This is a genomic window from Corallococcus sp. AB045, from assembly GCF_003668895.1.
Classification (GTDB): domain Bacteria; phylum Myxococcota; class Myxococcia; order Myxococcales; family Myxococcaceae; genus Corallococcus; species Corallococcus coralloides.
In genome coordinates this window covers 1-22,745 of the sequence record NZ_RAWN01000038.1, presented here as the reverse complement: position 1 = coordinate 22,745, position 22,745 = coordinate 1, and the positions used below count along the sequence as shown (strand labels likewise).

At 69.4% G+C, this 22,745-nt stretch carries 18 protein-coding genes and 2 pseudogenes; 14 read left to right on the top strand and 6 right to left on the bottom strand.

Going from position 1 to position 22,745, the window contains the following annotated elements; genetic code table 11:
- Positions 1–16: 16 nt before the first annotated feature.
- The 8 genes from era to D7Y21_RS11860 all read left to right on the top strand — a co-directional run bounded on the left by era (position 17) and on the right by D7Y21_RS11860 (position 7,877).
- On the top strand, positions 17–970 hold the full coding sequence (gene era / locus D7Y21_RS11895) for a GTPase Era (protein ID WP_120567928.1): 954 nt from the start codon (positions 17–19) through the stop codon (positions 968–970).
- A gap of 70 nt (positions 971–1,040) precedes the next feature.
- Positions 1,041–2,450 carry a ribosome biogenesis GTPase Der gene (gene der / locus D7Y21_RS11890; RefSeq protein WP_120567927.1) on the top strand — a complete coding sequence of 470 codons (1,410 nt, stop codon included), beginning with the start codon at positions 1,041–1,043 and terminating at the stop codon, positions 2,448–2,450.
- A gap of 95 nt (positions 2,451–2,545) precedes the next feature.
- The gene (locus D7Y21_RS11885) at positions 2,546–3,355 is read left to right on the top strand and encodes a tol-pal system YbgF family protein (RefSeq protein WP_370038482.1); all 810 of its coding nucleotides are present in this window, start codon (positions 2,546–2,548) and stop codon (positions 3,353–3,355) included.
- A 46-nt stretch (positions 3,356–3,401) separates the two neighbouring features.
- Positions 3,402–4,541 carry a PQQ-binding-like beta-propeller repeat protein gene (locus D7Y21_RS11880; RefSeq protein WP_233612070.1) on the top strand — a complete coding sequence of 380 codons (1,140 nt, stop codon included), beginning with the start codon at positions 3,402–3,404 and terminating at the stop codon, positions 4,539–4,541.
- Positions 4,538–4,975, top strand: coding sequence for a (deoxy)nucleoside triphosphate pyrophosphohydrolase (locus D7Y21_RS11875; RefSeq protein ID WP_121713228.1), 438 nt, complete (start codon positions 4,538–4,540; stop codon positions 4,973–4,975). The genes D7Y21_RS11880 and D7Y21_RS11875 overlap by 4 nt, the downstream gene beginning before the upstream one ends.
- Positions 4,975–5,850, top strand: coding sequence for a ribonuclease H-like domain-containing protein (locus tag D7Y21_RS11870; RefSeq protein WP_120567924.1), 876 nt, complete (start codon positions 4,975–4,977; stop codon positions 5,848–5,850). The genes D7Y21_RS11875 and D7Y21_RS11870 overlap by 1 nt, the downstream gene beginning before the upstream one ends.
- Before the next feature lie 20 nt (positions 5,851–5,870).
- Positions 5,871–6,926 (top strand): hypothetical protein, encoded by a 1,056-nt coding sequence (locus tag D7Y21_RS11865; protein WP_120567923.1) that lies wholly within the window; start codon positions 5,871–5,873, stop codon positions 6,924–6,926.
- Positions 6,927–6,995: 69 nt separating this feature from the next.
- On the top strand, positions 6,996–7,877 hold the full coding sequence (locus tag D7Y21_RS11860) for a DUF3014 domain-containing protein (RefSeq protein WP_121713226.1): 882 nt from the start codon (positions 6,996–6,998) through the stop codon (positions 7,875–7,877).
- A gap of 3 nt (positions 7,878–7,880) precedes the next feature.
- Here D7Y21_RS11860 and D7Y21_RS11855 read toward each other — a convergent pair whose 3' ends face one another.
- The gene (locus D7Y21_RS11855; protein ID WP_120567921.1) at positions 7,881–8,438 is read right to left on the bottom strand and encodes a hypothetical protein; all 558 of its coding nucleotides are present in this window, start codon (positions 8,436–8,438) and stop codon (positions 7,881–7,883) included.
- Between the two features lie 157 nt (positions 8,439–8,595).
- On the opposite strand from D7Y21_RS11855, the gene D7Y21_RS11850 reads away from it, so the two are divergent.
- The 4 genes and pseudogenes from D7Y21_RS11850 to D7Y21_RS11835 form a co-directional block, all read left to right on the top strand.
- Entirely contained in the window at positions 8,596–8,796 is a 201-nt protein-coding gene (locus D7Y21_RS11850; RefSeq protein WP_121713224.1) for a hypothetical protein, read from the top strand.
- A gap of 839 nt (positions 8,797–9,635) precedes the next feature.
- Positions 9,636–11,339 carry a group II intron reverse transcriptase/maturase gene (gene ltrA / locus D7Y21_RS11845; protein WP_233612069.1) on the top strand — a complete coding sequence of 568 codons (1,704 nt, stop codon included), beginning with the start codon at positions 9,636–9,638 and terminating at the stop codon, positions 11,337–11,339.
- A pseudogene (locus D7Y21_RS43615) lies at positions 11,293–11,400 on the top strand (hypothetical protein); the annotation flags it as partial. The gene ltrA and the pseudogene D7Y21_RS43615, both read left to right, overlap by 47 nt.
- Positions 11,401–11,452: 52 nt before the next feature.
- Positions 11,453–11,932 (top strand): annotated as a pseudogene (locus tag D7Y21_RS11835) (RCC1 domain-containing protein); the annotation flags it as partial.
- Between the two features lie 77 nt (positions 11,933–12,009).
- Here D7Y21_RS11835 and D7Y21_RS11830 read toward each other — a convergent pair.
- The 4 genes from D7Y21_RS11830 to D7Y21_RS11810 form a co-directional block, all read right to left on the bottom strand.
- Entirely contained in the window at positions 12,010–12,999 is a 990-nt protein-coding gene (locus tag D7Y21_RS11830; RefSeq protein WP_233612068.1) for an alpha/beta fold hydrolase, read from the bottom strand.
- Positions 13,000–13,442: 443 nt separating this feature from the next.
- Entirely contained in the window at positions 13,443–15,812 is a 2,370-nt protein-coding gene (locus D7Y21_RS42640; RefSeq protein ID WP_233612067.1) for an Ig-like domain-containing protein, read from the bottom strand.
- 920 nt (positions 15,813–16,732) lie between these two features.
- On the bottom strand, positions 16,733–17,194 hold the full coding sequence (locus tag D7Y21_RS11815) for a hypothetical protein (RefSeq protein ID WP_147443433.1): 462 nt from the start codon (positions 17,192–17,194) through the stop codon (positions 16,733–16,735).
- Positions 17,195–17,481: 287 nt separating this feature from the next.
- Positions 17,482–18,321, bottom strand: coding sequence for a LysR family transcriptional regulator (locus D7Y21_RS11810; RefSeq protein WP_120568326.1), 840 nt, complete (start codon positions 18,319–18,321; stop codon positions 17,482–17,484).
- Positions 18,322–18,420: 99 nt separating this feature from the next.
- Between D7Y21_RS11810 and D7Y21_RS11805 the strand changes: the two genes are divergently transcribed.
- Together D7Y21_RS11805 and chrA are read left to right on the top strand one after the other, a co-directional pair.
- Positions 18,421–19,200, top strand: coding sequence for a DsbA family protein (locus D7Y21_RS11805; RefSeq protein WP_121713220.1), 780 nt, complete (start codon positions 18,421–18,423; stop codon positions 19,198–19,200).
- Positions 19,201–19,387: 187 nt separating this feature from the next.
- The gene (chrA, locus tag D7Y21_RS11800) at positions 19,388–20,548 is read left to right on the top strand and encodes a chromate efflux transporter (protein WP_121713218.1); all 1,161 of its coding nucleotides are present in this window, start codon (positions 19,388–19,390) and stop codon (positions 20,546–20,548) included.
- 54 nt (positions 20,549–20,602) lie between these two features.
- Here chrA and D7Y21_RS42630 read toward each other — a convergent pair.
- On the bottom strand, positions 20,603–22,745 hold a 2,143-nt coding region (locus D7Y21_RS42630), incomplete at its 5' end, for an Ig-like domain-containing protein (RefSeq protein WP_370038471.1).

The window sequence follows — 22,745 nt, the reverse complement described above, 5'->3', positions numbered from 1 at the left end:
GATCATCTCCGGAAGTATGGCCTCTCAGTCCCAGAAGAAGACCCCTCGCGCTGGCTTCGCCGCGCTCATTGGCCGGCCCAACGTGGGCAAGAGCACGCTGCTCAACGTGCTCACGGGCGAGAAGATCGCCATTGTCTCGCCCAAGCCGCAGACCACCCGCAACCGCATCCTGGGCGTGGTGACGCGCCCGGAAGGGCAGGTGGCGTTCATCGACACTCCCGGCATCCACCAGGCCAAGGGAGAGCTCAACCGCTACATGGTGGAGGCCGCCCTCTCCGCGGCCGAGGAGGTGGACCTGGTCCTCTTCCTCATCGAGCCCCCCCAGGGCGAGACGCTGGACGTGACGCCGGGCAACCGCGCCATCCTCGAGCGGCTGCAGAAGGTGGGCAAGCCCACCTTCCTGGTCATCAACAAGATCGACTCCATCCCCAAGGCGAAGCTGCTGCCGCTCATCGCGCTCTACGGCCAGCAGTTCCCCTTCGCGGAGGTGGTGCCCATCTCCGCGCGGGAGAAGGACGGCGTGGAGAACCTGTTCCAGGTCGTGCTGGGCCACATGCAGGAGGGCGAGCCCCTCTTCGCGGAGGACATGCTCACGGATCAGCAGGAGCGCGTGCTGGTGGCGGAGTACATCCGCGAGCAGGTGCTGCGGCACTGCCGCCAGGAGATCCCGTACTCCACCGCGGTGCTGGTGGACGTGTTCGATGAATCCGAGCGCGAGCCGCGCCCCGGCACGCCCCCCGGCCAACTGGGCGGCCTCATCCGCATCGCGGCGTCCATCTACGTGGAGCGCGACAGCCAGAAGGCCATCCTGATTGGCAAGCAGGGGCAGATGCTGAAGCTCATTGGCACGGACGCTCGCAAGTCCGTGCAGCGCCTCTTGGGCGCGCATGTGTACCTGGACCTGCGCGTGCGCGTGGAGGCCCGCTGGAGCGAGCGCGCCGCGGGTTTGAGGAAGCTGGGTTACGAGTGATGTCGCCGCGGAAGTTCGTGTCGCTGACATCGTTGCATTCGAAGTCGTCGTCGCTGTCGAAAGAGACTCCATGAAGCCGCTGGTCGCCATTGTCGGTCGCCCCAACGTGGGCAAGAGCACGCTGTTCAACCGCCTGGTGGGCCGGCGTATCGCGCTCGTGCAGGACGAGCCGGGTGTCACCCGCGACCGGCACTACTCCGACGCGGAGTGGGAGGGCCGCGCCTTCACCCTCATCGACACGGGCGGCTTCGTCCCCGGTGAGAAGGACACGCTGCTCAAGCAGGTGCGCGAGCAGGCGCAGTTCGCGGTGGAGGAGTGCGACGTCATCATCTTCGTGGTGGACGCCCGCGCGGGCATGACGACGGCGGACGAGGCTGTCGCCAACTACCTGCGCAAGTCGGGCAAGCCCGTCGTCGTGGCGGCCAACAAGCTGGACAACGAGTCCGGGCAGATGCAGTCGCTGGCCGGCGAGTTCTTCCGCCTGGGCCTGGGCGACGTGAACGCCATGTCCGCCGAGCACAACCTGGGCATGGGCAGCCTGATGGACTCCGTGGTGTCCAAGCTCCCGGAGAAGCAGGAGGGCGAGGACTCGGAGGCGCCGCCGGACGACGGGAAGATCCGCGTGGCCATCATCGGCCGGCCCAACGTGGGCAAGAGCACCCTGGTCAACGCCATCCTCAAGGAGAAGCGCGTCGTCACCAGCGAGGTCGCCGGCACCACGCGTGACCCCATCGACTCGGAAGTCACGTACAAGGGCAATCAGCTCATCCTCACGGACACCGCGGGCATCCGGCGCAAGAAGACCATCGCGCACCAGGTGGAGCAGTACTCCGTCATCGCGGCGCTGAAGGTCCTGGAGCGCAGCGACGTGGCGGTGCTCCTGATGGACGCCACGGAGCCGGCGGTGGATCAGGACGCGAAGCTCGCGGGCCTGTCCATGGACCGGGGCCGCGCGCTGGTCATCGTCGTCAACAAGTGGGACCTCATCGCGGAGGACAAGCGCCGCCAGGAGGCCTTCCGCGAGGACCTCAAGATCGCCCTCAAGTTCGTGGGCTACGCGCCGGTCATCTTCACGTCCGCCCTGCACGGCTCCAAGGTGGAGAAGGTCGTGGACGTGGCGGTGGAGCTGGCCAAGCAGTTCCGCTTCCGGGCGCCCACCCCGCAGCTCAACAAGCTGCTGGACTACATGGTGGACAACAACCCGGCGCCCATTGTGAAGAGCAAGCCGCTGCGCCTGTACTACATCGCCCAGGTGGCGGCGGCCCCGCCGACCTTCACCCTCACCTGCAACGAACCGCAGGGTGTGCCGGACATGTACAAGCGGTACATCACCAACCAGATCCGCAAGACGTTCGACTTGCGGGTCCCCATCCGGCTGCTCTTCCGCGAGCGGCCAGGCAAGGCCAAGCGCGAGGCGCGCAAGAACCCGCACCTTGCGGGCAAGGGTGGCAAGGGTGGGAAGCGGGCAGGGCGCGACTGACCGCGCACACGCGTTGACACTCCCAGCGGGCGCTCTTTACAGTGCGCCGCTTTCCCAGAGCGAAGAGCACCGTCGAGCCGGAGAGAGGTCCCTTCATCGTGGCCCAGCAGAAGACCGAGAAGATTCGCCAGCAGGAGCTTCGTCAGCCGGACGCCTTCCAGAAGGTGGGCGCGGATGCGCGCGACTGGCTGATGCAGCGCCAGAAGTTCCTCGCCATCGGCGCGGGCGTGCTGGTTTTGGGCGCGGTGGGCGTGGCCATCGCCAGTGAAGTCTCCAGGCGCGGCGAGGAGACTGCCTCCATGGCCCTGGGCCAGGCCCTCACCGTCCTGGACCGCCCCGTGACGGGCGTGGACCCGGTGGACCCGTCCGCCACGGAGCCCCCGTTCCCCACGGAGCAGGCCCGCGACGAGGAGGTCGTGAAGCAGCTGGCCGCCTTCCGCAAGGAGCACGGCGGCACCCGCTCGGCGACGACGGCCGCCCTGCCGCAGGCCAAGGCCGAGTTCCGGCTGGGCCAGAACGACGCCGCCCTGGCGTCCCTGGACGTCTTCCTCAAGGGCGCCCCGGAGAACGACGCCCTGCGCGCGAGCGCCCTGGAGGGCCAGGGCTACGCCTACGAGGCCAAGGGTGACTACGCCCAGGCCAGCACCTCCTTCGAGGCGATGGAGAAGGCGGACACCGGCGAGTACCTGGTCGGCATGGGCGCGTACCACAAGGCGCGCATGCTGATTCTCCAGGGCAAGAAGGACGACGCCGCGCAGGTGCTGTCGAAGATTCCGACGGACCACCCGAGCAGCGCCGCGGCCCGTCAGGCCACCGAGCGCATGGCGGTGCTGGCCGCGGAGGGCGTGAAGGTGCCCACGCCGGCGCCTCCCGCCGCGCCGGCCACGGACTCGGGGCAGCCGTAGCGCGCTCATGACCATGCGGCTTGCTCGGTGGAAGCGGTGGGTGGGAATGGTGGCCGGGGCAGGGCTCCTGGCCGGGTGTGCGACGGCGCCGCTGTACGGCAACCCGGAGCTGCCCGCGGCGCCCCGTCAGCCGCCGGTGGACTACTTCCAGGTCAACTGGTGGACGGGGCTCGTCGAAAAGGTCCCGCTGCTGGAGTACTCGCCGCGCGAGCCCGCCTCCCCGGTGTACGACCCGGAGAGCCGGAACGTCATCGTGCAGACGCGTGACGGCTACGTGCGCGCGGTGGGGCCGGACGGGAAGGTAGCCTGGTCGCTGCGCACGGGGGCCCGGGCGCTCGCGGGCGGCCTGGTCAGTGAGGGCGTCGTCTACCTGCCGGGCGGTGACGGCGTGCTGTACGCGCTGGACGGCCGCACCGGCGCGGTGAAGTGGAAGTACGCCACCAGCGAGTCCCTGGCCACGGTGCCGGTGCTCGCGGACGGCCTGGTGCTGGTGACCTCGGACACCGACACGGTGTTCGCGGTGAAGGCGACGGATGGCGCGTGGGCGTGGCAGTACCGGCGCGACCCGCCGTCGGGCTTCACCGTCCGGGGTGCCTCCGCGCCACGGGTGGACCAGGGCACCGCGTACGTCGGCTTCTCCGACGGCTTCCTCGTCGCCCTCAAGGTGGAGGACGGCGGCGTCGTCTGGGAGAAGTCCCTGTCTGGCTCGGGCACGGAGTTCCTGGACGTGGACACCACGCCCGCCATCGACTCGGCGGGGCGGCTGTATGTCGCATCGTACAAGAACGGCCTGTACGCCCTGGAGGCGGACTCCGGCGCCGTCATCTGGAACGCCAGCGTGGGCGGCCTGACGTCGCTGCTGGCGCGGGGCGAGGTGGTGTTCGCCACCGGCGACGGCCGCGTGGACGCCTACCTGGGAGAGACGGGAAAGCTCATCTGGTCGCTCCCTCTCAAGAACAGGACGGCGCTCGCTCCGGTGTTGGCCAGGGGAATGCTGCTGGTGCCCAACGAGCGTGCGCTGCTGTTCGTGGACCCGACGACGGGCAAGTCGCGCATGGCGTGGAACCCGGGCGTGGGCATCTCCGCGCCGCCGTTCGTGGTGGGCTCGCGGGTGTACGTGCTGTCCAACAACGCGTACCTGTACGCGCTGGACATGAACGACGTGAAGAAGGGGCCGCGCGGGTGACGCGCGCCGTGCCCCGGACGGTGCGGGTGGTGGCCGCGCTGATTCCCCGGCCCGGTCCGGAAGACGGCGGGCCGCGGTACCTGGTCCAGCAGCGCCTGCCCGGTGGGAGCCGCGCGCTCCTCTGGGAGTTCCCCGGCGGCAAGGTGGAGGCGGGCGAAACCGACGAGGCCGCCCTCGCGCGCGAGTGCCGCGAGGAGCTGGACGTGGAGCTGTCCGTGGGCCGCCGCCTGTGGGAGGGCCGGCACACGTACCCGGACCTCACGGTGGAGCTGGTGCTGTTCGCGGCCACGCTGGTGTCCGGAGAGCCGAAGCCGCTGGGCGCGCACCAGCTGGCGTTCCACACGCCCACGGAGATGCAGGCGCTGCCGTTCTGCGAGGCGGACGTGCCGCTCCTGGATGATCTGCTGGCGGGAAGGCTGGGTGCGCTCGATTGATGCTGCTGCACACGTTCCAGCTCATCCCCGGCGTGGGGCCGTGGCGCGAGAAGGACCTGTGGTCCAAGGGCATCCGGACCTGGGATGACTTCCCGGACGGCGGCATCGTCATCAGCCGCAAGGCGGACACGGCGGCCCGCGAGCGCATCGCGGAGGCGCGGGCGGCGCTGGCCCGGAGGGACCTGAAGGACCTGGCCCGCATGGTGCCGCCGCGCGAGCACTGGCGCCTGTTCCCGGTGTTCCAGGACGACGCCGTCTACTTCGACATCGAGACGGACGGCAGCCAGACGCAGGTGCCCACGGTGGTGAGCCTGTTCGACGCCGCGGGGCTGCACGTCTTCATTCAGGGCCGGAACATGGACGCGCTGCCGGAGGCCATGGCGAAGCGGCGGCTGTGGGTGACGTTCAACGGCTCGTGCTTCGACGTGCCGGTGCTGAAGGAGTACTTCGGCGAGAAGCACTTCCCGGTGCCGGAGGCGCACATCGACCTGCGCTTCGTCACGCGGCGGCTGGGGATGGGCGGCGGGCTGAAGGAGATTGAAGACAAGCTGGGCGTGGGCCGGCCGCCGCACCTGAAGGGTGTCAACGGCTACGACGCGGTGCTGCTGTGGCGCGCGTACCTGCGGCGCGGCGACGTGGAGGCCCTGCGCTACCTGGTGGAGTACAACCTCTACGACTCGTTCCAGCTCCGGTCGCTGATGGACCTTGCGTACAACAAGGGCGCGGACGACCTGAACCTGGACGTCCCCCGGCTGAAGGTGTTCGAGCGCGGGGAGCTGCTCTACGACGTGAGCCGGCTGCTGCTGGAGCTGGGCCCCACCGAGCGCGACCTGGACACGCTCGCGCGCGTGCGGGCCATGGAGCAGGATTCCTGAGCGGCCAGGTCGTGCCTTGGGTGGGCAGGCCGCGGCCCGGCACGCCGTGGGGCATTCCCAGCCGCCGCGTGGCGCTCACTCGCATCACGACGCTGCCGGTGACGGACGCGGAGTGGGCGGGCGACGGCTTCGTGCTGCCTCCCTCGGGCTCGGGCTCGGACGCCGCGGTGGGGTTGGCCGTGGGCGTGCGGCGCCTGGCCGTGCTCGGAGCGCTTGAGTCCTGGCCGCCGGGGCGCGCGCTGGAGCTGCCTCGGACCGCGGGGCTCGTGGCGCTGCATCCGTCGCTCGGGTGCGCGGCGGTGCTGGGGCCGGGGCGCATCGAGGTGGTGGGCCGGGCGCTGGATGGGAGTCCGGTGGAGACACCCGCGCGGGCCTGGACGCGGAACACGCAGGCCCTGGGGTTCGACGTCACCGGCGAGGGCCTGTGGACGAGCGGCGTCGAGGATGGGCGGGCGTCGCTTCGCGTCCTGGATGCCCGAACGTTATCAGACGTGGCGGGGACGGAGGCGGGGCTCGAGCTCGGCACGCCGGCGCTGGGTGAGGACGACCTGGACGGGCTGCACGAATGGATGCCGCATCCGAGCCTGCCGGTGATGGGCGTGGCGGTGAGCCTGGGCCAGGAGGGCACGTGGCTCACGTTCGTGGAGCGCGGCGCCGCGGGGCTCGTGCGTGGCGCGGCGGTGGCTTCGGTGGAGGCGCCGTTCTATCCGGCGGGGTTCCTTCCGGACGGTTCGGGTTTCATCGGCGTGGGCGGCACGTGGGTGCGGCGCTGGACGTACCCGGAGGCCACGCTGGCGGCGGAGTTCCTGCTGCCGGAACAGGGCACGCTCGCCACGGGGTACAGCGGGCTGGTGACGGAGCGCGCGGTGCTGGTGGCGGTGGAGGACCTGTTGGAGGCGGGGGAGTGGTACCTGCTTCAACTGGACCCGGACTCGCTGCGGCCCGTGTGCGCGTGGGAGCTGCCGTTGTCCACGGAGGCCGTCACGTCGGTGCACCTGCTGCCCGGCGGCTTCATTCTGTCGCCGGAGGACGGCCAGCTCTGGCGCCTGCCTGACGAGCTCCTCTCCGCGCGGTGAACACAGACGGCGCGGATTGTTCACGCGCGCGTGGAATGGCTCGGAGGCCTGTCTGTAAGGTCCGGGACCATGAGCGATCCGAACTTCGTGAATCAGGGCCCTGGAGCCATTCCGCCACCGCCGGAGGCCGAGCCGCCCAAGGCTCCGTCGCGGGGCAAGGTCCTGGGCATCCTGATCGCGCTGATGGTGGTGGGGGTGGTGGCTTCGTACTTCGGCCTGAGGCGCCAGTCAGAGGCGCCGCCCTTGGTGACGGCGCCGCCCGTGGTGGACGCGGGCGTGGCGGAGGTGCCTGCGGAGGTGTCGCTGCCGGAGAGCGACGGGCGCATCCGCGACCTGGTGGGCAAGCTGTCAGTGGACCCGGAGCTGGCGAAGTGGCTCCAGGAGCGCGACCTGGCGCGCCGGTTCACCGCGTCCGTGAGCAACATCGCTGACGGTGAGAGTCCTCGGGCCTCGCTGTTGTTCATGGCGCCCGTGGGGGCGTTCCAGGTGGGCGCGGCCGGGGCGAGCGGGCGCTCGGAGATCGCGCCGTTGAGCTACGCGCGCTACGACCTGGTGGCCCGGGTGTTGGGTTCGATGGACGCGTCCGGCGCGGCGATGGTGTACCGGGAGCTGAAGCCGCTCATCGACCAGGCGTACCGGGAGATCGCGCCGCCGGACCAGGGGTTCGAGACGGCGTTTGGCCGGGCCATCCAGCACTTGCTGGCGGTGCCGGTGCCGCGGGGGCCGGTGGAGGTGGAGCCCAAGGGCGCGCTGTATGTCTATGCGTCGCCGGAGCTGGAGGGGCTGAGCAAGGCCCAGAAGCACTTGCTGCGGATGGGCCCGGGGAACATGCGGCTCATCCAGGCGAAGCTGCGGGAGCTGCGCACGGCGCTGAACCTGCCGACCCCAGCGCCGGCCACGCCCGAACCGTTGCCGGATCAAGCGCCGGGGCAGTCAGAAACCCAGGAATGACGGCTACTTGGACTTCTTCTTGCCGCCCTTGGCGGGCGCCGGAGGCGGCTTGGGCTTTTCCTTGTCGCCGATGATCTGGAACGAGGCCCGGAGGTCCTCGACGTCGCGGCCGCGCGAGTCCTGGAACGACGAGCCGGTCTGCGAGTCGACGACGAGGGTGTACGAGTAGCCGGTCTTGAGCGGCTGCGGCAGGTGGATGCGGTACACGAGGCCGTCATCGGCCTCGGACACGGAGTCGTCGGAGACCATGGCCCGGTCGGCTTCGTCCATGAGCCGGACGCGGTAGTTCTTGAGGCCCAGGGTGCTGCGCAGCTCCAGGTCGGAGGTGGGCTCCACGAGCGGTTTTTCCTCCAGTGCCAGGGGGATGAGCGCGGAGCCGCCGTCTGGCGACAGGTACTGGAGCGTGAAGACCACGGCCTCGGGGCCCGAGTCCGGGGCCGCCGTGGCGCCGGTGACGCCGCCGTCCACGGGGGCCTGGGGCGTCTTGTCGGGACAGCCCGTCAGCAGGGCCGCGGTGAGGCCGCAAAGCGCGGCGAGTCCGGTTCGTCGGAAGAGGCGCATGGGGCGGCAAGGTACGTTCCGGAACCGGGCTCGGGAAGCACGAGATTCCAGGGCATGGCGGCCGGAGGTTGGTGGCCGACGGTGGCGTGTATGGCGGCAATGGCCGTTCGACATGTGCGGGCCTGGGGGCGCGGTGACGTCCGATGATTGGCGGAGGGTGATCGACCTGGGCCTGGCGCTCGCGAACGGCGCGGAGCTGCCGCAAGACCCCGGGATGCCCGAGCTGCTGCGCAGGATGGCTCCCACCGGGCTCGGGAAGCACGAGATTCCAGGGCATGGCGGCCGGAGGTTGGTGGCCGACGGTGGCGTGTATGGCGGCAATGGCCGTTCGACATGTGCGGGCCTGGGGGCGCGGTGACGTCCGATGATTGGCGGAGGGTGATCGACCTGGGCCTGGCGCTCGCGAACGGCGCGGAGCTGCCGCAAGACCCCGGGATGCCCGAGCTGCTGCGCAGGATGGCTCCCCAGGTGGGAATGACCTGTTCGGGCGGGCATTCGGAGCGTCCGACTCGCTCAAGGCGAGCGGGGACAAGGCCGGGGCCCGGAAGGTGCTTGAGGACTGGACCACGTCGATGAGCCCGACGACACGTGGATGAGCCCGACGACACGTGAACGACGGACCCGGGCCGGTTACGCGGACGTCCGTGGAGGTTCTGGGCGGGCCGGGGAAGCGCCTGGAATCCTTGGGGAATCCCCAGTCAAAACGTCTGATAAGAAGCGTTATGTAAACTGTGCGCCAGGGAGCTGCAAAAGCCTGGTTCGGGAGGAACAAGATGCCGTCGTCTTGAGAAACTCGAAGCTGGGACCCAGCAGGTGCAAGCCCTGCCCGGCTAAAGCGGCAGCCCGCAGGCCGGAAGCGAGTCTTGCGTGGCGGTGAGGCGACTCACCCTGCGAAGCGTAGACAGCGAGTCCGAGGGCCGCGTGAAGGAGCTTCGAGAGTAATTACCCGTGGTTGCCGACGGGCTAGTTTACCCGGAAGGCCGCAGCAGTGGGTCCGCTACAGCGAGGACCTACCGCACCACCGGAGTCTGTGAAGCGCGGCACTCGTACATGGGTTCCCCAGGAACCTGGGAGGTCCCGCCCTCTCCGCCCGCCCTTCTGGGGGTGGAAACCACCGAGCGAGGGAAATCCACAGCTGGGTGGGACGGAGGTCGGGAAGTCGGAGCACTCCGTAGTACCGACGACGCTGGCGAACCAATGCCCGAACGGGAGCCAGTCGAGGAAAGGGAGTGCCGGGTCACGGAACCGCTGGAGGGAAAGATGCCGGGGACACAGAGCTCCATTTCCATCTCAACGAAACACCAGCGGATAGCGATGCTGGCGCGACGGACACCTGGACAGCCCGTCCGGAACTTGTCGCACCTCATGGACCTCGACTGGCTGAAGGAGGCCTTCCGTAGGACGCGCAAAGGAGGCGCCGCGGGCGTCGACGGCCAAACCGCGAAGCAATACGAGGAGAACCTCGAGGGCAACCTCGCGGAGCTGCTCATTCGCGCCAAAGCCGGGACGTACCGGGCTCCTCCCGTCCGCCGGGTGCACATTCCCAAAGGGACCGGGAGCGAAACCCGCCCCATCGGGATACCCACCCTCGAGGACAAGGTGCTGCAGCGAGCGGTGGCCATGCTGTTGGAGCCCCTCTACGAGCAGGAGTTCTTCGACTGCTCGCACGGGTTCCGGCCCAGCCGCTCACCGCACACCGCGCTGGAGAGCTTCTGGAAGCAGATGATGTCCATGGGAGGCGGTTGGGTTCTGGAGGTCGACGTGCGGAAGTTCTTCGACACGCTCGACCACCGGAAGCTGCAGGAAACCGTTCGCCAGCGGGTGCAGGACGGGGTCGTCCTTCGCCTGATTGGGAAGTGGCTCAACGCCGGGGTGATGGAGGAAGGCCAGCTGTCGTGGCCCGAGGCCGGAACCCCTCAAGGCGGGGTCATCTCTCCGTTGCTCGCCAACATCTTCCTGCATGGAGTGCTCGACGAGTGGTTCGAGCGCACCGTGAAGCCCCGGCTCCAAGGCCGGGCTTTCATCGTGCGGTTCGCGGACGACTTCGTCATCGGCTTCTCCAGCGAGGCAGACGCGCGGCGGGTCAACGAGGTGCTGCCAAAGAGGATGGAGCGATTCAGCCTCACGGTGCACCCCGAGAAAACCCGGCTACTCCCCTTCCAGCCCAGGCACCGTAGCTACATGCCTGAGCCGGCCAGCTTCGACTTCTTGGGCTTCACGCACTTCTGGAGCCGCAGCCTGAAGGGAAGCTGGGTCATCAAGCGAAAGACGGCCAAGGGGCGCTTCACCCGGGCACTGCAGCGCATCACGCTGTGGTGCAAGGACGTGCGGCACGCCTCCGTCAAAGAGCAGCACCGCACCTTGTCGTCGAAGCTCCTCGGGCACTACGGGTACTACGGCATCACCGGGAACTCGCAGGCGCTCGCGCGGTTTCGTCACGAGGTGGCATTCATCTGGAGGAAGTGGCTCAACCGTCGGCTCTCAGCGACAGTCGATGCCCTGGCGGAAGTTCTCAGCGATGCTGAAGCGCCATCCACTGCCTCCCGTGCGTGCGGTTCACTCGGTGCTGCGTGCAGCGAAGCCGTGACACGAAGAGCCGGATGCGGGAAATCCGCACGTCCGGATCTGTGGGAGGGGGAGCACCCTGCTGCCATGAGCGACCCTATCCGGGCACGAAGGCGGAAACGCCGGATACAGCCAAGGGCCTCTCTAAAGCCGTCTGGGTCGCCCCCCTATCCCGACAAGCCTCTGGGGTCCCAGGTGGGGTTCGTTGAGGCCCGTTCCCTGCCCGGCGCCGTGGCACCATCCACCGCGATTCCGCCGGTTCCGGCTCATCACGAGGCTCCTTCGGCGCATGGACTCCCCTCATTCCGACGACGTAACCCGGGGTTCGCTTGGTGAGGTCGCGCGGGTCTTCCTCCGGCTGGGGCTGACAGCCTTCGGGGGCCCTGCCGCGCACATCGCCATGATGGAAGATGAGCTCGTGCGGCGGCGCCGGTGGCTGCCCCGTGACCAGCACCGGCACGCTGGGCACGGCCACCAGCACCGCCTCCACCAGCCAGGTCCTCTGGACGGCGCCCTCCTGTGTCCCCTCGGGCACGACGGCCTCGGTGACGGCCACCGTCACCAACGCCCTCGGCCTCTCCACCCGCTTCGCCTTCGCCCTCCAGGGCGGCGCCGCCTGCGCTGCGAGCAGCGGGGCTCGTCTCGGGGCGGGCGGGTATCATAGTCTCGCCTTGAGGCAGGACGGCACCGCCTGGGCCTGCGGACGCAACGTCGAGGGCCAGCTCGGCGACGGGACCGTCACGAACCGCCCCACGCCCGTTCAGGTGCCGGGCTTGACGGGTGTCGCGGCCCTCGCCGCTAGCCACAACCACACGCTCGCCTTGAGGCAAGACGGCACCGTCTGGGCCTGGGGCTGGAATCCCTACGGCCAGCTCGGCGACGGGACCACCACCCAGCGCCTCACGCCCGTGCAGGTGCCGGGCCTGAGTCTCTGACAAGCGCCTCCTCACCCCCGTCTGGACGGGGCGAAGGAGATGCGCTCATCCAGCGCGCCTTCGCCGCCCTTTCAAAATGGCTCGAGGAAGGTCTTCATCTCGCGCAGCACCTCATCATGGTTGGTGAGCCAGACGTAGTGCCGCGCGTGCTCGAGCTTGATGCCCTTCCAGTTCGGCATGCTCATCACGCTCAGCATTTCGGCGTCCCGCTGGAGCGCCCTGGCGCTCAGGGTCCTCAACTTCTCCTGCACGGGAAGGTCCATTTGGGAGAAGCCTGGGAGGTCCTCCGCCCGCCCGGACCGAGGCTGATCCACGTAGAGGAAGAGCACGGCCGCCGTCACGGCCGCGAAGTCCACCTGCGAGAAACCCTTCATCACCCGCTCCTCCGCGTGCGGCCACTTGCGGTCGCGCAGGTAGTGCCCGGTCTTCGGATCGAACTCGTTCGCCTCGTCGATCTCGTGCGCGGGGAACGCTCCTCCGACGTCACGCGCGACCGCGGCGGCGAGCGCGGCGCGTGAGGCCACGTCCTCGGGAGCGGGCTCGCTCGGAGGAGGCATGGGCAGGACCGAAAGGAACTCCGCCAGCAGGTCACCGTCGGTCCTCACGTCCAGGTAGACCACCTTCTCCACGCGCTCCGGGTGATGGGTTGCCACCCAGGTGAGCTCTGGCCCGGCGGCGGAGTGGCCCACGAATGACGCCTTCGCGATTCCCAGCCCCTCCAGCACCCGGACGACGTCCTCGCCCAGGGTGGCGGTGTCGTAGCCCTGCTCGGGCCAGCTCGACGAGCCAAACCCCCGGCGGGTGACGGCGTAGACGTGATGGGCCGCGGTGAACTCCGGCGCGAAGGTGTCGAACACGTGGCCCGTGTTGCCCAGGCCCGACAGGAAGACGAGCGCGGGTCCCTGGCCTCCGAAGTCGAGCAGCTCGAGCTCGACCCCCTCGGCCACCTTCACCCGCTTCACCTGATGCAACGCGCTGGAGTCGGCAGAAGCCGGGACCGGGACGGACTTCGTCGTCACACAGGCGAACAGCGGCAAGCAGAGGAGGAGGAGTTTTCGCATGGACTGACGCAACTACAGGAATGCGGAGACCACCAGGGAAGCCCATGGGTAACAGCTCGCCGCGCCCCATCTGGACGGGGCGTGGATGAGCCCCCGCCCGGCTTCGATGGGCGCGGTGGTGTCAGTCGGAGCTGGACGGGAGCGTGACGACCCGATGGGGTGGGTTTGCACGCCCCTCGCGATTGAGCATCGCGTGGACCGGGCGCCCGGACAACGACTGCAGGAAGCACTGCCCACAAGCACCGTGAGTGTCCCCTGGGTCGGCCCAGGCTCGCCCTTCCCTCCCCCTGGGCCCTTCTGCGCAGACGCCAGCGGGCGGATTGGCCGGTTAACGGTCAACTAACCGGGTTGAGCTTCGCGGGGGCCGCGGTCGTCAAGGCGAGCCGGTAGCGCGTCTCCAGCTTCGTCATCGCGGCGTGGTACTCCTCGCCGACCGTCTCCAGTCAGAGGCTCAGGCTCGGCACCCGCACCGGCGTAAGGCGGTTTGTGGTGGTCCCGTCGCCGAGCTGCCCGTAGGAGTTATTGCCCCAGGCCCAGACGGTGCCGTCCTGCTTCACGGCCAGCGAGTGGTGGTTGCCAGCGGCGAGGTCCGCGACGCCCGCCAAAGCCGCCACCTGCACGGGCGTGAGGCGCTGGATGGTGGTCCCGTCGCCGAGCTGCCCGTAGGAGTTATTGCCCCAGGCCCAGACGGTGTCGTCCTGCTTCACGGCCAGCGAGTGGTGGTTGCCAGCGGCGAGGTCCGCGACGCCCGCCAAACCCGCCACCTGCACGGGCGTGAGGCGCTGGGTGGTGGTCCCGTCGCCGAGGTGGCCATTGTTGTTGTAGCCCCAGGCCCAGACGGTGCCATCCTGCTTCACGGCCAGCGTGTGGTGGTTGTTAGCGGCGAGGTCCGCGACGCCCGTCAAGCTCGGCACCTGCACGGGCGCGAGGCGCTGGGTGGTGGTCCCGTCGCCTAGCTGGCCATTGCCGTTGATCGCCCAGGCCCAGGCGGTGCCGTCCTGCTTCAAGGCAAGCGAGTGGTAGGTGCCAGCGGCGAGGACTGCGACGCCCGTCAGGCCCGGCACCTGCCCCGGCGTGAGGCGGTGCGTTACGGTCCCGTCGCCGAGCTGGCCTTGGCTGTTGAAGCCCCAGGCCCAGACGGAGCCATCCTGCTTCAAAGCGAGCGAGTGGGAACCGCCCCCTGCGAGGGCTGTGATGCCCGTCAGGCCTGGCACCTGCACGGGCGTGAGGCGCCGGATGGTTGTCCCGTCGCCCAGCTGGCCGTGACCGTTGTGACCCCAGGCCCAGACGGTGCCGTCCTGCTTCAATGCGAGCGAGTGGGAAAGGCCAGCAGCGAGGGCCGCGACGCCCGTCAATCCCGGCACCTGCACGGGCGTGAGGCGGTCGGTGGTTGTCCCGTCGCCGAGCTGGCCCTCGCCGTTGTTTCCCCAAGCCCAGACGGTGCCGTCCTGCTTCAAGGCCAGCGTGTGGAACTGGCCAGCGGCGAGACGAGCCCCGCTGCTCGCGGCGCAGGTGGCACCGCCCTGGAGGGCGAAGGCGAAGCGGGTGGAGAGGCCGAGGGCGTTGGTGACAGTGGCCGTCACCGAGGCCGTCGCGCCCGAGGGGACGCAGGAGGGCGCCGTCCAGAGGACTTCGCTGGTGGTGGCGGTGCTGGAGGCGGTGCCCAGCGTGCCGGTGCTGGTGGCCCACGAGAAGCTGAGGGCACTGCCCTGGGCGTCCTTCGCCTTCACCCGGAAGACGACGGTGCCGCCCGCCGTCGGCACCGTGGCCACCGACTGGGATGTCTCCACTACCTCGGGCGGGAAGCGCCCGGTGGTGGGCGGGCCCACGTGGACGGTGAGCGTCCCCGTCCCCTGCCCACCGCGGCTGTCCTGCACCGTCGCCGTCAGGGCGCAGGTCCCGCCGGAGGGCTGGGCGGAAGGGGTGTAGCTGGCACTCTGCGAGGTGGCATTCGTCCACGTGCCCACGCACGAGGCCGTCCATTGGTAGCTGAGGCTGTCCCCGTCGTTGTCGCTCGCGGTAGCCGTCACTGCGGTGGACTGGCCCACCGCCACTGAGGACGGCAGGGCTGTCACTGTGGCCACCTGTGGCCAGGTGTTGACGGTGACATTCACCGCCGCGCTCCCGGTGCCGGTGCTCACCGTGACGGTGACGCTCAGGGAGGTGCTGGCGCCCTTGGAATCCGTCACCTTCAGCGTCAGCACTACCGGGCCGGCGGAGGCCGGTGCCGTCCAGGCCGTGGAGAGGCTGGAGGCGGCGCTGAAGCTGCCCGTGCTGGCCGTCCAGGCGTAGGCGAGGGTGTCGCTCGCGTTGGGGTCCTCCGCGGTGGCCTGCAGGGCCACCACGCCGCCCGGGGCCACCGTGCCGGGGCTGGCCACCAGCGAAAGAATCCGCGGAGCCACGTTCTCAAAGGGCGCCGGCGCATTCACCTCCTGGAGCAGCAGCGTCACCGCCGTCGTCTGTCCGGCCTGGATGGCGACGGGCGTCACCTGGCCGGCGTAGCGCACGGTGTTGGAGGAATCGAAGGCCTGGGCGCTGAAGGTGCGGCCGGTGCCGGCGGGCAACTGCCCCAGCACCCCACCCCACTGCCCACCCGTCTTCACCAGCGCGTCGGTGCGCGTCGTCATGCCGGTGCCCGACACCGTGAGTTCCACCCGCGCCACGTCGCTGGCGCTCAGGGCCTGCGGCAGTGTCACCACCGCCTGCGCGCTGCCTTCCGCCTCCTCGGGCTGCTGCGCCCCACCACAGCCGGCCAACGCCAGCACCAGGCCCAACGCCAGACACGCCAGCCTGCTTCGATTCTCTTGCCTCATGGACTTCTCCCCCGTCTGCAACTGGATGGGCCTCCCCGAATGGCAATCCGCGCCGACGCGGACGAGTGCTGTGCCAGGAGAGGAGCGCAGGACTCTACAAGCAGGGCCCGTGCACCTGCTCCTGAGTCAGGGCCCACGCCACGGTGGTCCGCGCGGACCTCCTTCCTGCGCGGCCTTGCGACTGCGAATGAGTTGCTCGACTGCCGGCCGGTGATGGACGCTGAGGTTATCCATGACAACCACTTCGTGAGGCTTTAGGTAGCAGCCCCTCACGGCCGTAGGTTTCGAAACGGTCGCCGGCAGGGTGCCAAAACGCACGTAGGCCCAGGCCGCCGCAAGCGTCAGGAGCATTGCCGGGACGATGAAGCACACTCCGGCCACCAGCAGCCCGGGCCAGCCGGTACGTTGGTGGCCCAGGTGGATGGCCAGCTCAGTCTGCTCAAGCCGCTTCAGCTCCAGCGACCGCAGAAGGCGTTGGCTTCTGCATAGAGTCAGGAGTGGCCCGTTTGAACCCGGATGGGCAGGCGTGGTGTAGTCCCCGCGCCGTTCCAAATGGCTGACATCCCACCCTGAGAGGTCACAGTGATTCGTTCCGCGAAGAAGGCAGGACAGTTGCTGCTCGCCGTCGCCGCTGGTTTTGTCGTGTCGTTCGGTGCCACCCAGGCATTTGCCACGTCCGAGGCGGCGCCGGCGGCGCCGTATGAGTGCAAAGAGAACTGCGACCGGTCATGCCAGAGTAACGGGTATAGCGGCGGCTCCTGCGCCGGCTGCTGCACTTGCTTCTGCTATATGTAACCGCCCTGCCTGAGTTGAATGCCTCGCGATGGCGTGAAACCCGTCATCCTGGCCTCGGCCTGGAATAAAGACAGCCCGGCCCCGCGTGCGAGGAGCCGGGCCGCGAACAGGGCCGACGGACGAGATTACAACTCGGCGCAGCCGCAGACGGTGGTCGTGGTCTGCTCGAACTCCGTGCAGGACTGGCCCACGGCGTTGAAACACACGCGGTAACGGTTGTTGCCCTGGGTCTCCGAACCGAGGTACTCGAAATAGCAGGGGCCATTGTCGCAGACGCGGGTCCGGCAGCCGGCAAAATTACACGAGGACAGCTCGCCACAGGCAGCGTACGCGGACCAGTTGCCACAGGCGCCGTAGCCAGCATTCACGCAGCTGTTGGTGTTCGTGGGCTGGCAGGCCGCGGCGAGCGCCTGGAGCATCGCTTCGTCCGGCTTCGGCGTCTCTGCCAGCAGCGCATTGACCTGCTCCGGGGTGTAGCGCTGCGCCTCGGCGGAGTCCTCCATTCCCGGGCCCTCCGTTCCAACGGGACCGCACCCCACCACCAACCCCGTGATGACGAGTCCAACCCACAATCCGAAGTGCTTCATTTTTGCCTCCAAGGAGCTCCAGCCGCGCGGAGCACGGATGCCAGCCCAATCGCCCCCCATGGGTCTTCGGGCCAGTGCTGCCGGTGCATGGCGACTCCCCCTTTCGGAGCACGCACCGTCACTCACGGAGGTGAGCCCGCGCGGTGGAAATTGATGCAAGGGAATCCGCTGCCCACCGTAAGTGCCCTCGGTGGAGTCATGCCAGGGTTCCGGATACGCCGACGGCTCCTGCGCCGGCTGCTGCACTGGCGTTTGCTATATTTTGCAGCCCTGGCTGAACAAGGACCTCATGTCTCCCACACGCCCGGGGCGCTCCGGAGTGCTTCGGCGAGTGACTCCCGCGCCCGCCGGAGGGCCGCGTCCGCGCGCCGGGTGGCGGCGGACAGCAGCCACACCGGTGGGCCGCCCGGGAGCTCCTTCTCCAGCACCAGGCGCGGGTCCCCTTCTGCGAGCAGCGCCGGGAGCACGCTCCTCCCCAAGCCCGCGACGCAGGCATCCCTGATGCCGAGCAGCGTGTCGCACTCCACGAGGGACTCCGCGTCCTCGGGGACAGCCTTCCACCAGCGCATGGAGGATCGGGTGCGCAGGTTCCCTGATGGCAGGACCCAGGCCGCCGTGTCCTGATTGGCTGCCCGCGCCCGGAACACTCCGAGCCGCAGCTTCCCCAGTTGCTGTCCCCGCAGCGCACCGCCCGGCGTGTGACTCGGCCGCAAGGCCAGATCCGTCACCCCGGGTTCCAGCGCCAGCTCGCTCTCGGAGATGCGCACCTGGACCCGCTGCGTGAAGCCGCACGTGCGCAGCGCGCCGAACAGCAGTGACGCCAGCACTTCGTTCGTGGTGATGACGAGCCGGCCTGCGCGCGCCCGGCGCTGCTCCTCGATGAGTGCCCCCACATCCAGGGCGTGGGGGTGCATGCGGCCCGCGCGCTCGGCGATGGCGAGGCCGAGCGGCGTCGGGCGCAGCGTCGCCCCACGCAGGAAGAGCGGCACCCCGAGCGCGCGCTCGAGGGCGTCCACCCGTCGCGAGATGGACGAGTGGCGCAGCGAGAGCTCGCGCGCCGCGCCCACGACGCTCCCCGTGCGCACCAGCGCCTCCACCGTCTGCAGGTCGTCCCAGGCGATGTGCATGAACGCACATGCTGTGCGCGTCCGCGGGAGTCGTCAACGCAGGGGGCTGGGGCTATCTCTCGGGGCGTGGCAGTGCGGTGACGCCACCCGGAGATGGCCATGAAGACCCCCAGGAACGAGAACGAGACGCCCCCTGACGTGCAGGCGCTGTGCGACCCCGAGACTGGGACGTGCGCGCTCCCCGGCGCGGCGCAGAAGAGCGCCGGGTCGAGCGCCGAGGGGCCCGTGGGAGAGGTGCTCTATGTGGGGGACCCGATGTGCTCCTGGTGCTGGGGAGGCTCGCCCGGCCTCCGCCAATTGGAGGCGGAGGCAAACCGAAGGGGCATCCCCTTCCGCGTCCTGGTGGGCGGGCTCCGTGCGGGAGGCGGGGATCCCTGGAACGAGCGGTTCAAAGGCTTCCTGCGCCACCACTGGGAAGAGATTGCCGCGCGCACCGGACAGCCGTTCTCCACCCGGTTCCTCGACCGGGCGGAGTTCAACTACGACACCGAGCCTGCGTGCCGCGCGTTCCTCGTCATGCGCGGGATGCTCAAGGAAATGCCGGGACCGGAGACGCGCGCGTACGACGTGTTTGCCTCCATCCAGCGGAAGTTCTACGCCGATGGGGAGGACCCGACCGTGGCGTCCTTCTACGAGAGCGTTTGCGCCGCGCACGGACTCGACTTCAAGGTGTTCCTGAGCCGGTTCGACCATGCGGACGCGAAGCGGGCGACGGCGAACGAGTTCCAGGAGGTCAGGGCCCTGGGCGTGAGCGGGTTCCCCACCGTGCTCTTCCGTGGCAGCGCCGGCCTTGAAGTGCTCGCGAGCGGCTTCATGACCGGACCGGGCATGGTCGAGGCGCTTGCTCGGGCGACGAAGCCGGTAAGGGGCGAGGCGTGAAGCTCGGTCGCCGTGCGATGGTGCGCGGCGGCGCCCAGCTGTTGGGGTTCGCGGCGCTCGGCTCTGGATTGACGTCGCGGCCTGACCTTCCAGGGAGACTGGCTGGGGTTCATTGGGGCCTGTCCCCTGCCCGGCGCTGTGGCACCATCCACCGCGATTCCGGTTCATCACGAGGCTCCCGCGGCGCATGGACTCAACGCATTCCGGCGACGTCACTCGAGGCTCGCTCGGCGAGGTCGCGCGGGTCTTCCTCCGGCTGGGGCTGACCGCGTTCGGGGGGCCTGCTGCTCACATCGCGATGATGGAAGACGAAGTCGTGCGCCGGAGGGCCTGGCTGCCCCGTGAGGAGTTCCTCGACCTGCTGGGCGCCACGAACCTCATCCCCGGCCCCAACTCCACCGAGCTGGCCATCCACCTGGGCCACCGGCGTGCTGGTTGGCCCGGGCTGCTCGTGGCCGGCGCGTGCTTCATCGTCCCGGCGATGCTCCTCACGCTCGCGGCGGCGTGGGCCTACGTGCGCTTCGGTACCCTGCCGCAAGCCGGCGCCCTCTTGTACGGCGTCAAACCCGTCATCCTGGCCGTGGTGCTCCAGGCCCTGTGGGGCCTCGGAAAGACGGCCCTCACGACTCGCCCCCGGGCCATCGTGGCAGTCGGCGCGGCCGTGGCGAGCGCGCTTGGGGTCAACGAGCTGCTCATCCTGGCCTTGGCCGGAGGTTCCCTGGCGGCCTGGCTCCACTTGCGGTCGGCACCCGCTCCCACGTCGATGCTCGCGCTGTCGCCGTTGGCCCTGCATGGCGTGACGGCTGTCACCGCCACGGCGTCCGCCCCGTTCAGCCTCGGGGGCATGTTCCTGTTCTTCCTCAAGGTCGGCAGCGTGCTGTTCGGCAGCGGCTATGTGCTGCTGGCCTTCCTCCGCGCGGACCTCGTCGAGCGCTGGGGCTGGCTCACCGAGGCCCAGCTCCTGGACGCGGTGGCCGTGGGCCAGTTCACCCCGGGCCCCGTCTTCACCACCGCGACGTTCATCGGCTATCTCGTGGGCGGCGTGCCCGGCGCGGGGCTCGCGACGCTGGGCATCTTCCTGCCCGCCTTCGTCTTCGTGGCGCTCAGTGGCCCCCTGGTGCCCCGGCTTCGCAGGTCCAGGACCGCGGGCGCGGTGCTCGATGGCGTCAACGCGGCCTCGTTGGCCCTCATGACCGTGGTGACGTGGCAGCTGGGCCGCGCGGCCCTGGTGGATGGCTGGACGGTGGCTCTCGCCGTGCTCGGCGCGGTGTTGCTGCTCCGCTGGCGGGTCAACTCGGCATGGCTGGTGCTGGGCGGTGCCGCAGTCGGGCTGCTGCGGGCCCTGTGACAAGCCAATGTACCGCCCAAGGGCGCCTGCCAAACGCAAGCGCCCAGCGCCTCGTCAGGGGCTCAGGTCCGGCACCCGCACCGGCGTGACCTGGTGCGCGGCTGTCCCATCCCCGAGCTGGCCATAGGTATTGTCGCCCCAGGCCCAGATGGAGCCGTCCTGCTTCACGGCGAGCGAGTGGGCGTAGCCACCCGCGAGGGCCGCGACGCCCGTCAATCCCTGCGCCTGCACGGGCGTGTGGCGGTTCGTGCCTGTCCCATCCCCGAGCTGGCCATAGCCGTTGTAGCCCCAGGCCCAGACGGTGCCGTCCTGCTTCAAGGCGAGCGAGTGGGAAAGGCCGCTAGCGAGGGCCACGACACCCGTCAATCCCTGCACCTGCACGGGCGTGTGGCGGTTCGTGCCTGTCCCGTCGCTGAGTTCGCCATTGAAGTTGTAGCCCCAGGCCCAGACGGTGCCGTCCTGCTTCAAGGCGAGCGAGTGGTCGACGCCAACAGCGATGGCCGCGACGCCCGTCATGCCCTGCACCTGCACCGGCGTGTGGCGATCTGTCGTCGTCCCATCCCCGAGTTGGCCGAAGCCGTTGTAGCCCCAGGCCCAGACGGTGCCATCCTGCTTCAGCGCCAGAGAGTGGTCGCGGCCAGCGGCAATGGCTGCGACGCCCGTCAGGCCTGGCACCTGCACGGGCGTGAGGTGGCTCGTGGTTGTCCCATCCCCGAACTGGCCACTGCCGTTGTTCCCCCAGGCCCAGACGGTGCCGTCCTGTTTCAATGCGAGCGAGTGGTAGAGGCAACCCGCGACGGCCGTGACGCCCGTCAGGCCCGGCACCTGCACGGGCGTATGGCGCTCCGTCCTCGTCCCGTCGCCGAGCTGGCCATAGGTATTGTCGCCCCAGGCCCAGACGGTGCCGTCCTGCTTCACGGCGAGCGAGTAGTAGAAGCCACCAGCGAGAGCCGCGACGCCCGTCAAGCTCGGCACCTGCACGGGCGTGAGGTGGCTCGTGGTTGTCCCATCGCCGAACTGGCCGAAGCCGTTGTTCCCCCAGGCCCAGACGGTGCCGTCCTGCTTCACGGCGAGAGTATGGTGGCCCGCCGCCAGATGAACTCCGGGGTTTGAAGCGCAGGCCGAGCCACCCTGGAGCGAGAAGACGTAAGAGGTGGAGAGGCCCAGGGCATTGGTGACAGTGGCCGTCATCGAGGGCGGGTTGCCCAGCGGCACGCACGCGGGCGCCGTCCAGAGGACCTCGCTGGTGGTGGCGGTGCTGGTGGCAGTGCCTTGCGAGCCCGCGCTGGAGGCCCAGGTGAAGCTGAGCGCGCTGCCCTGCGGGTCCTTCGCCTTCACCCGGAAGACGACGGTGCCGCCGCCCGTGGGCACCGAGGCAACGGACTGGAACGTCTCCACCACCTCGGGCGGGAAGAGCGCGGTGGTGGGCGACGTCGAAACGTAGAGGGTGAGACTGCCCGTGCCCTGCCCGCCCCGGCCGTCCTGCACCAGGACCGTCAGCGTGCAGATGCCGCCGGAGGGCTGGGCCGAGGGCGTGAAGCTGGCGCTGGCGGAAGCGGCATTCGTCCACGTGCCCGCGCAGTTGGCCGTCCATTGGTAGCTGAGGCTGTCCCCATCCGCGTCGCTGGCGGAGGCCGTCACCTGGGTGGTCTGGTCGACGGCGATGGAGGAAGGCAGGGCCGTCACGCCGACCACCCGAGGCCAGGTGTTGAAGGAGACGTTGACGGCAGCGCTGCCGTTGCCGGTGCTCACCGTGATGGTGACGCTGAGGGAGGCACTGGCGCCCTTCGAGTCCGTCACCGTCAACGTCAGCATCACCTGACCCGCGGAGACGGGGGCCGTCCAGGTGGTGGTGAGACTGGAGGGCTCGCTGAAACTGCCCGAGGCCGTCGTCCAGGCGGAGGTGAGGACGTCCCCGGCGTTCGGATCATCCATGGTGGCCTGGAGGACCACCTGGCCACCCGGAGCCACCGTGCCGGGGCTGGCCACCAGCGAGAGAATCCGCGGGGCCGCGTTGTCGAAGGGCGCCGGCGCATTCACCTCCTGCAGCAGCAGCGTCACAGCCGTCGTCTGGCCAGTCAGAATGGTGACGGGCGTCACCTGGCCTGCGTAGCGCACGGTGTTGGAGGCATCGAAGGCCTGGGCGCTAAAGGTGCGGCCGGTGCCCGCTGGCAATTGGCCCAGCACCCCACCCCAC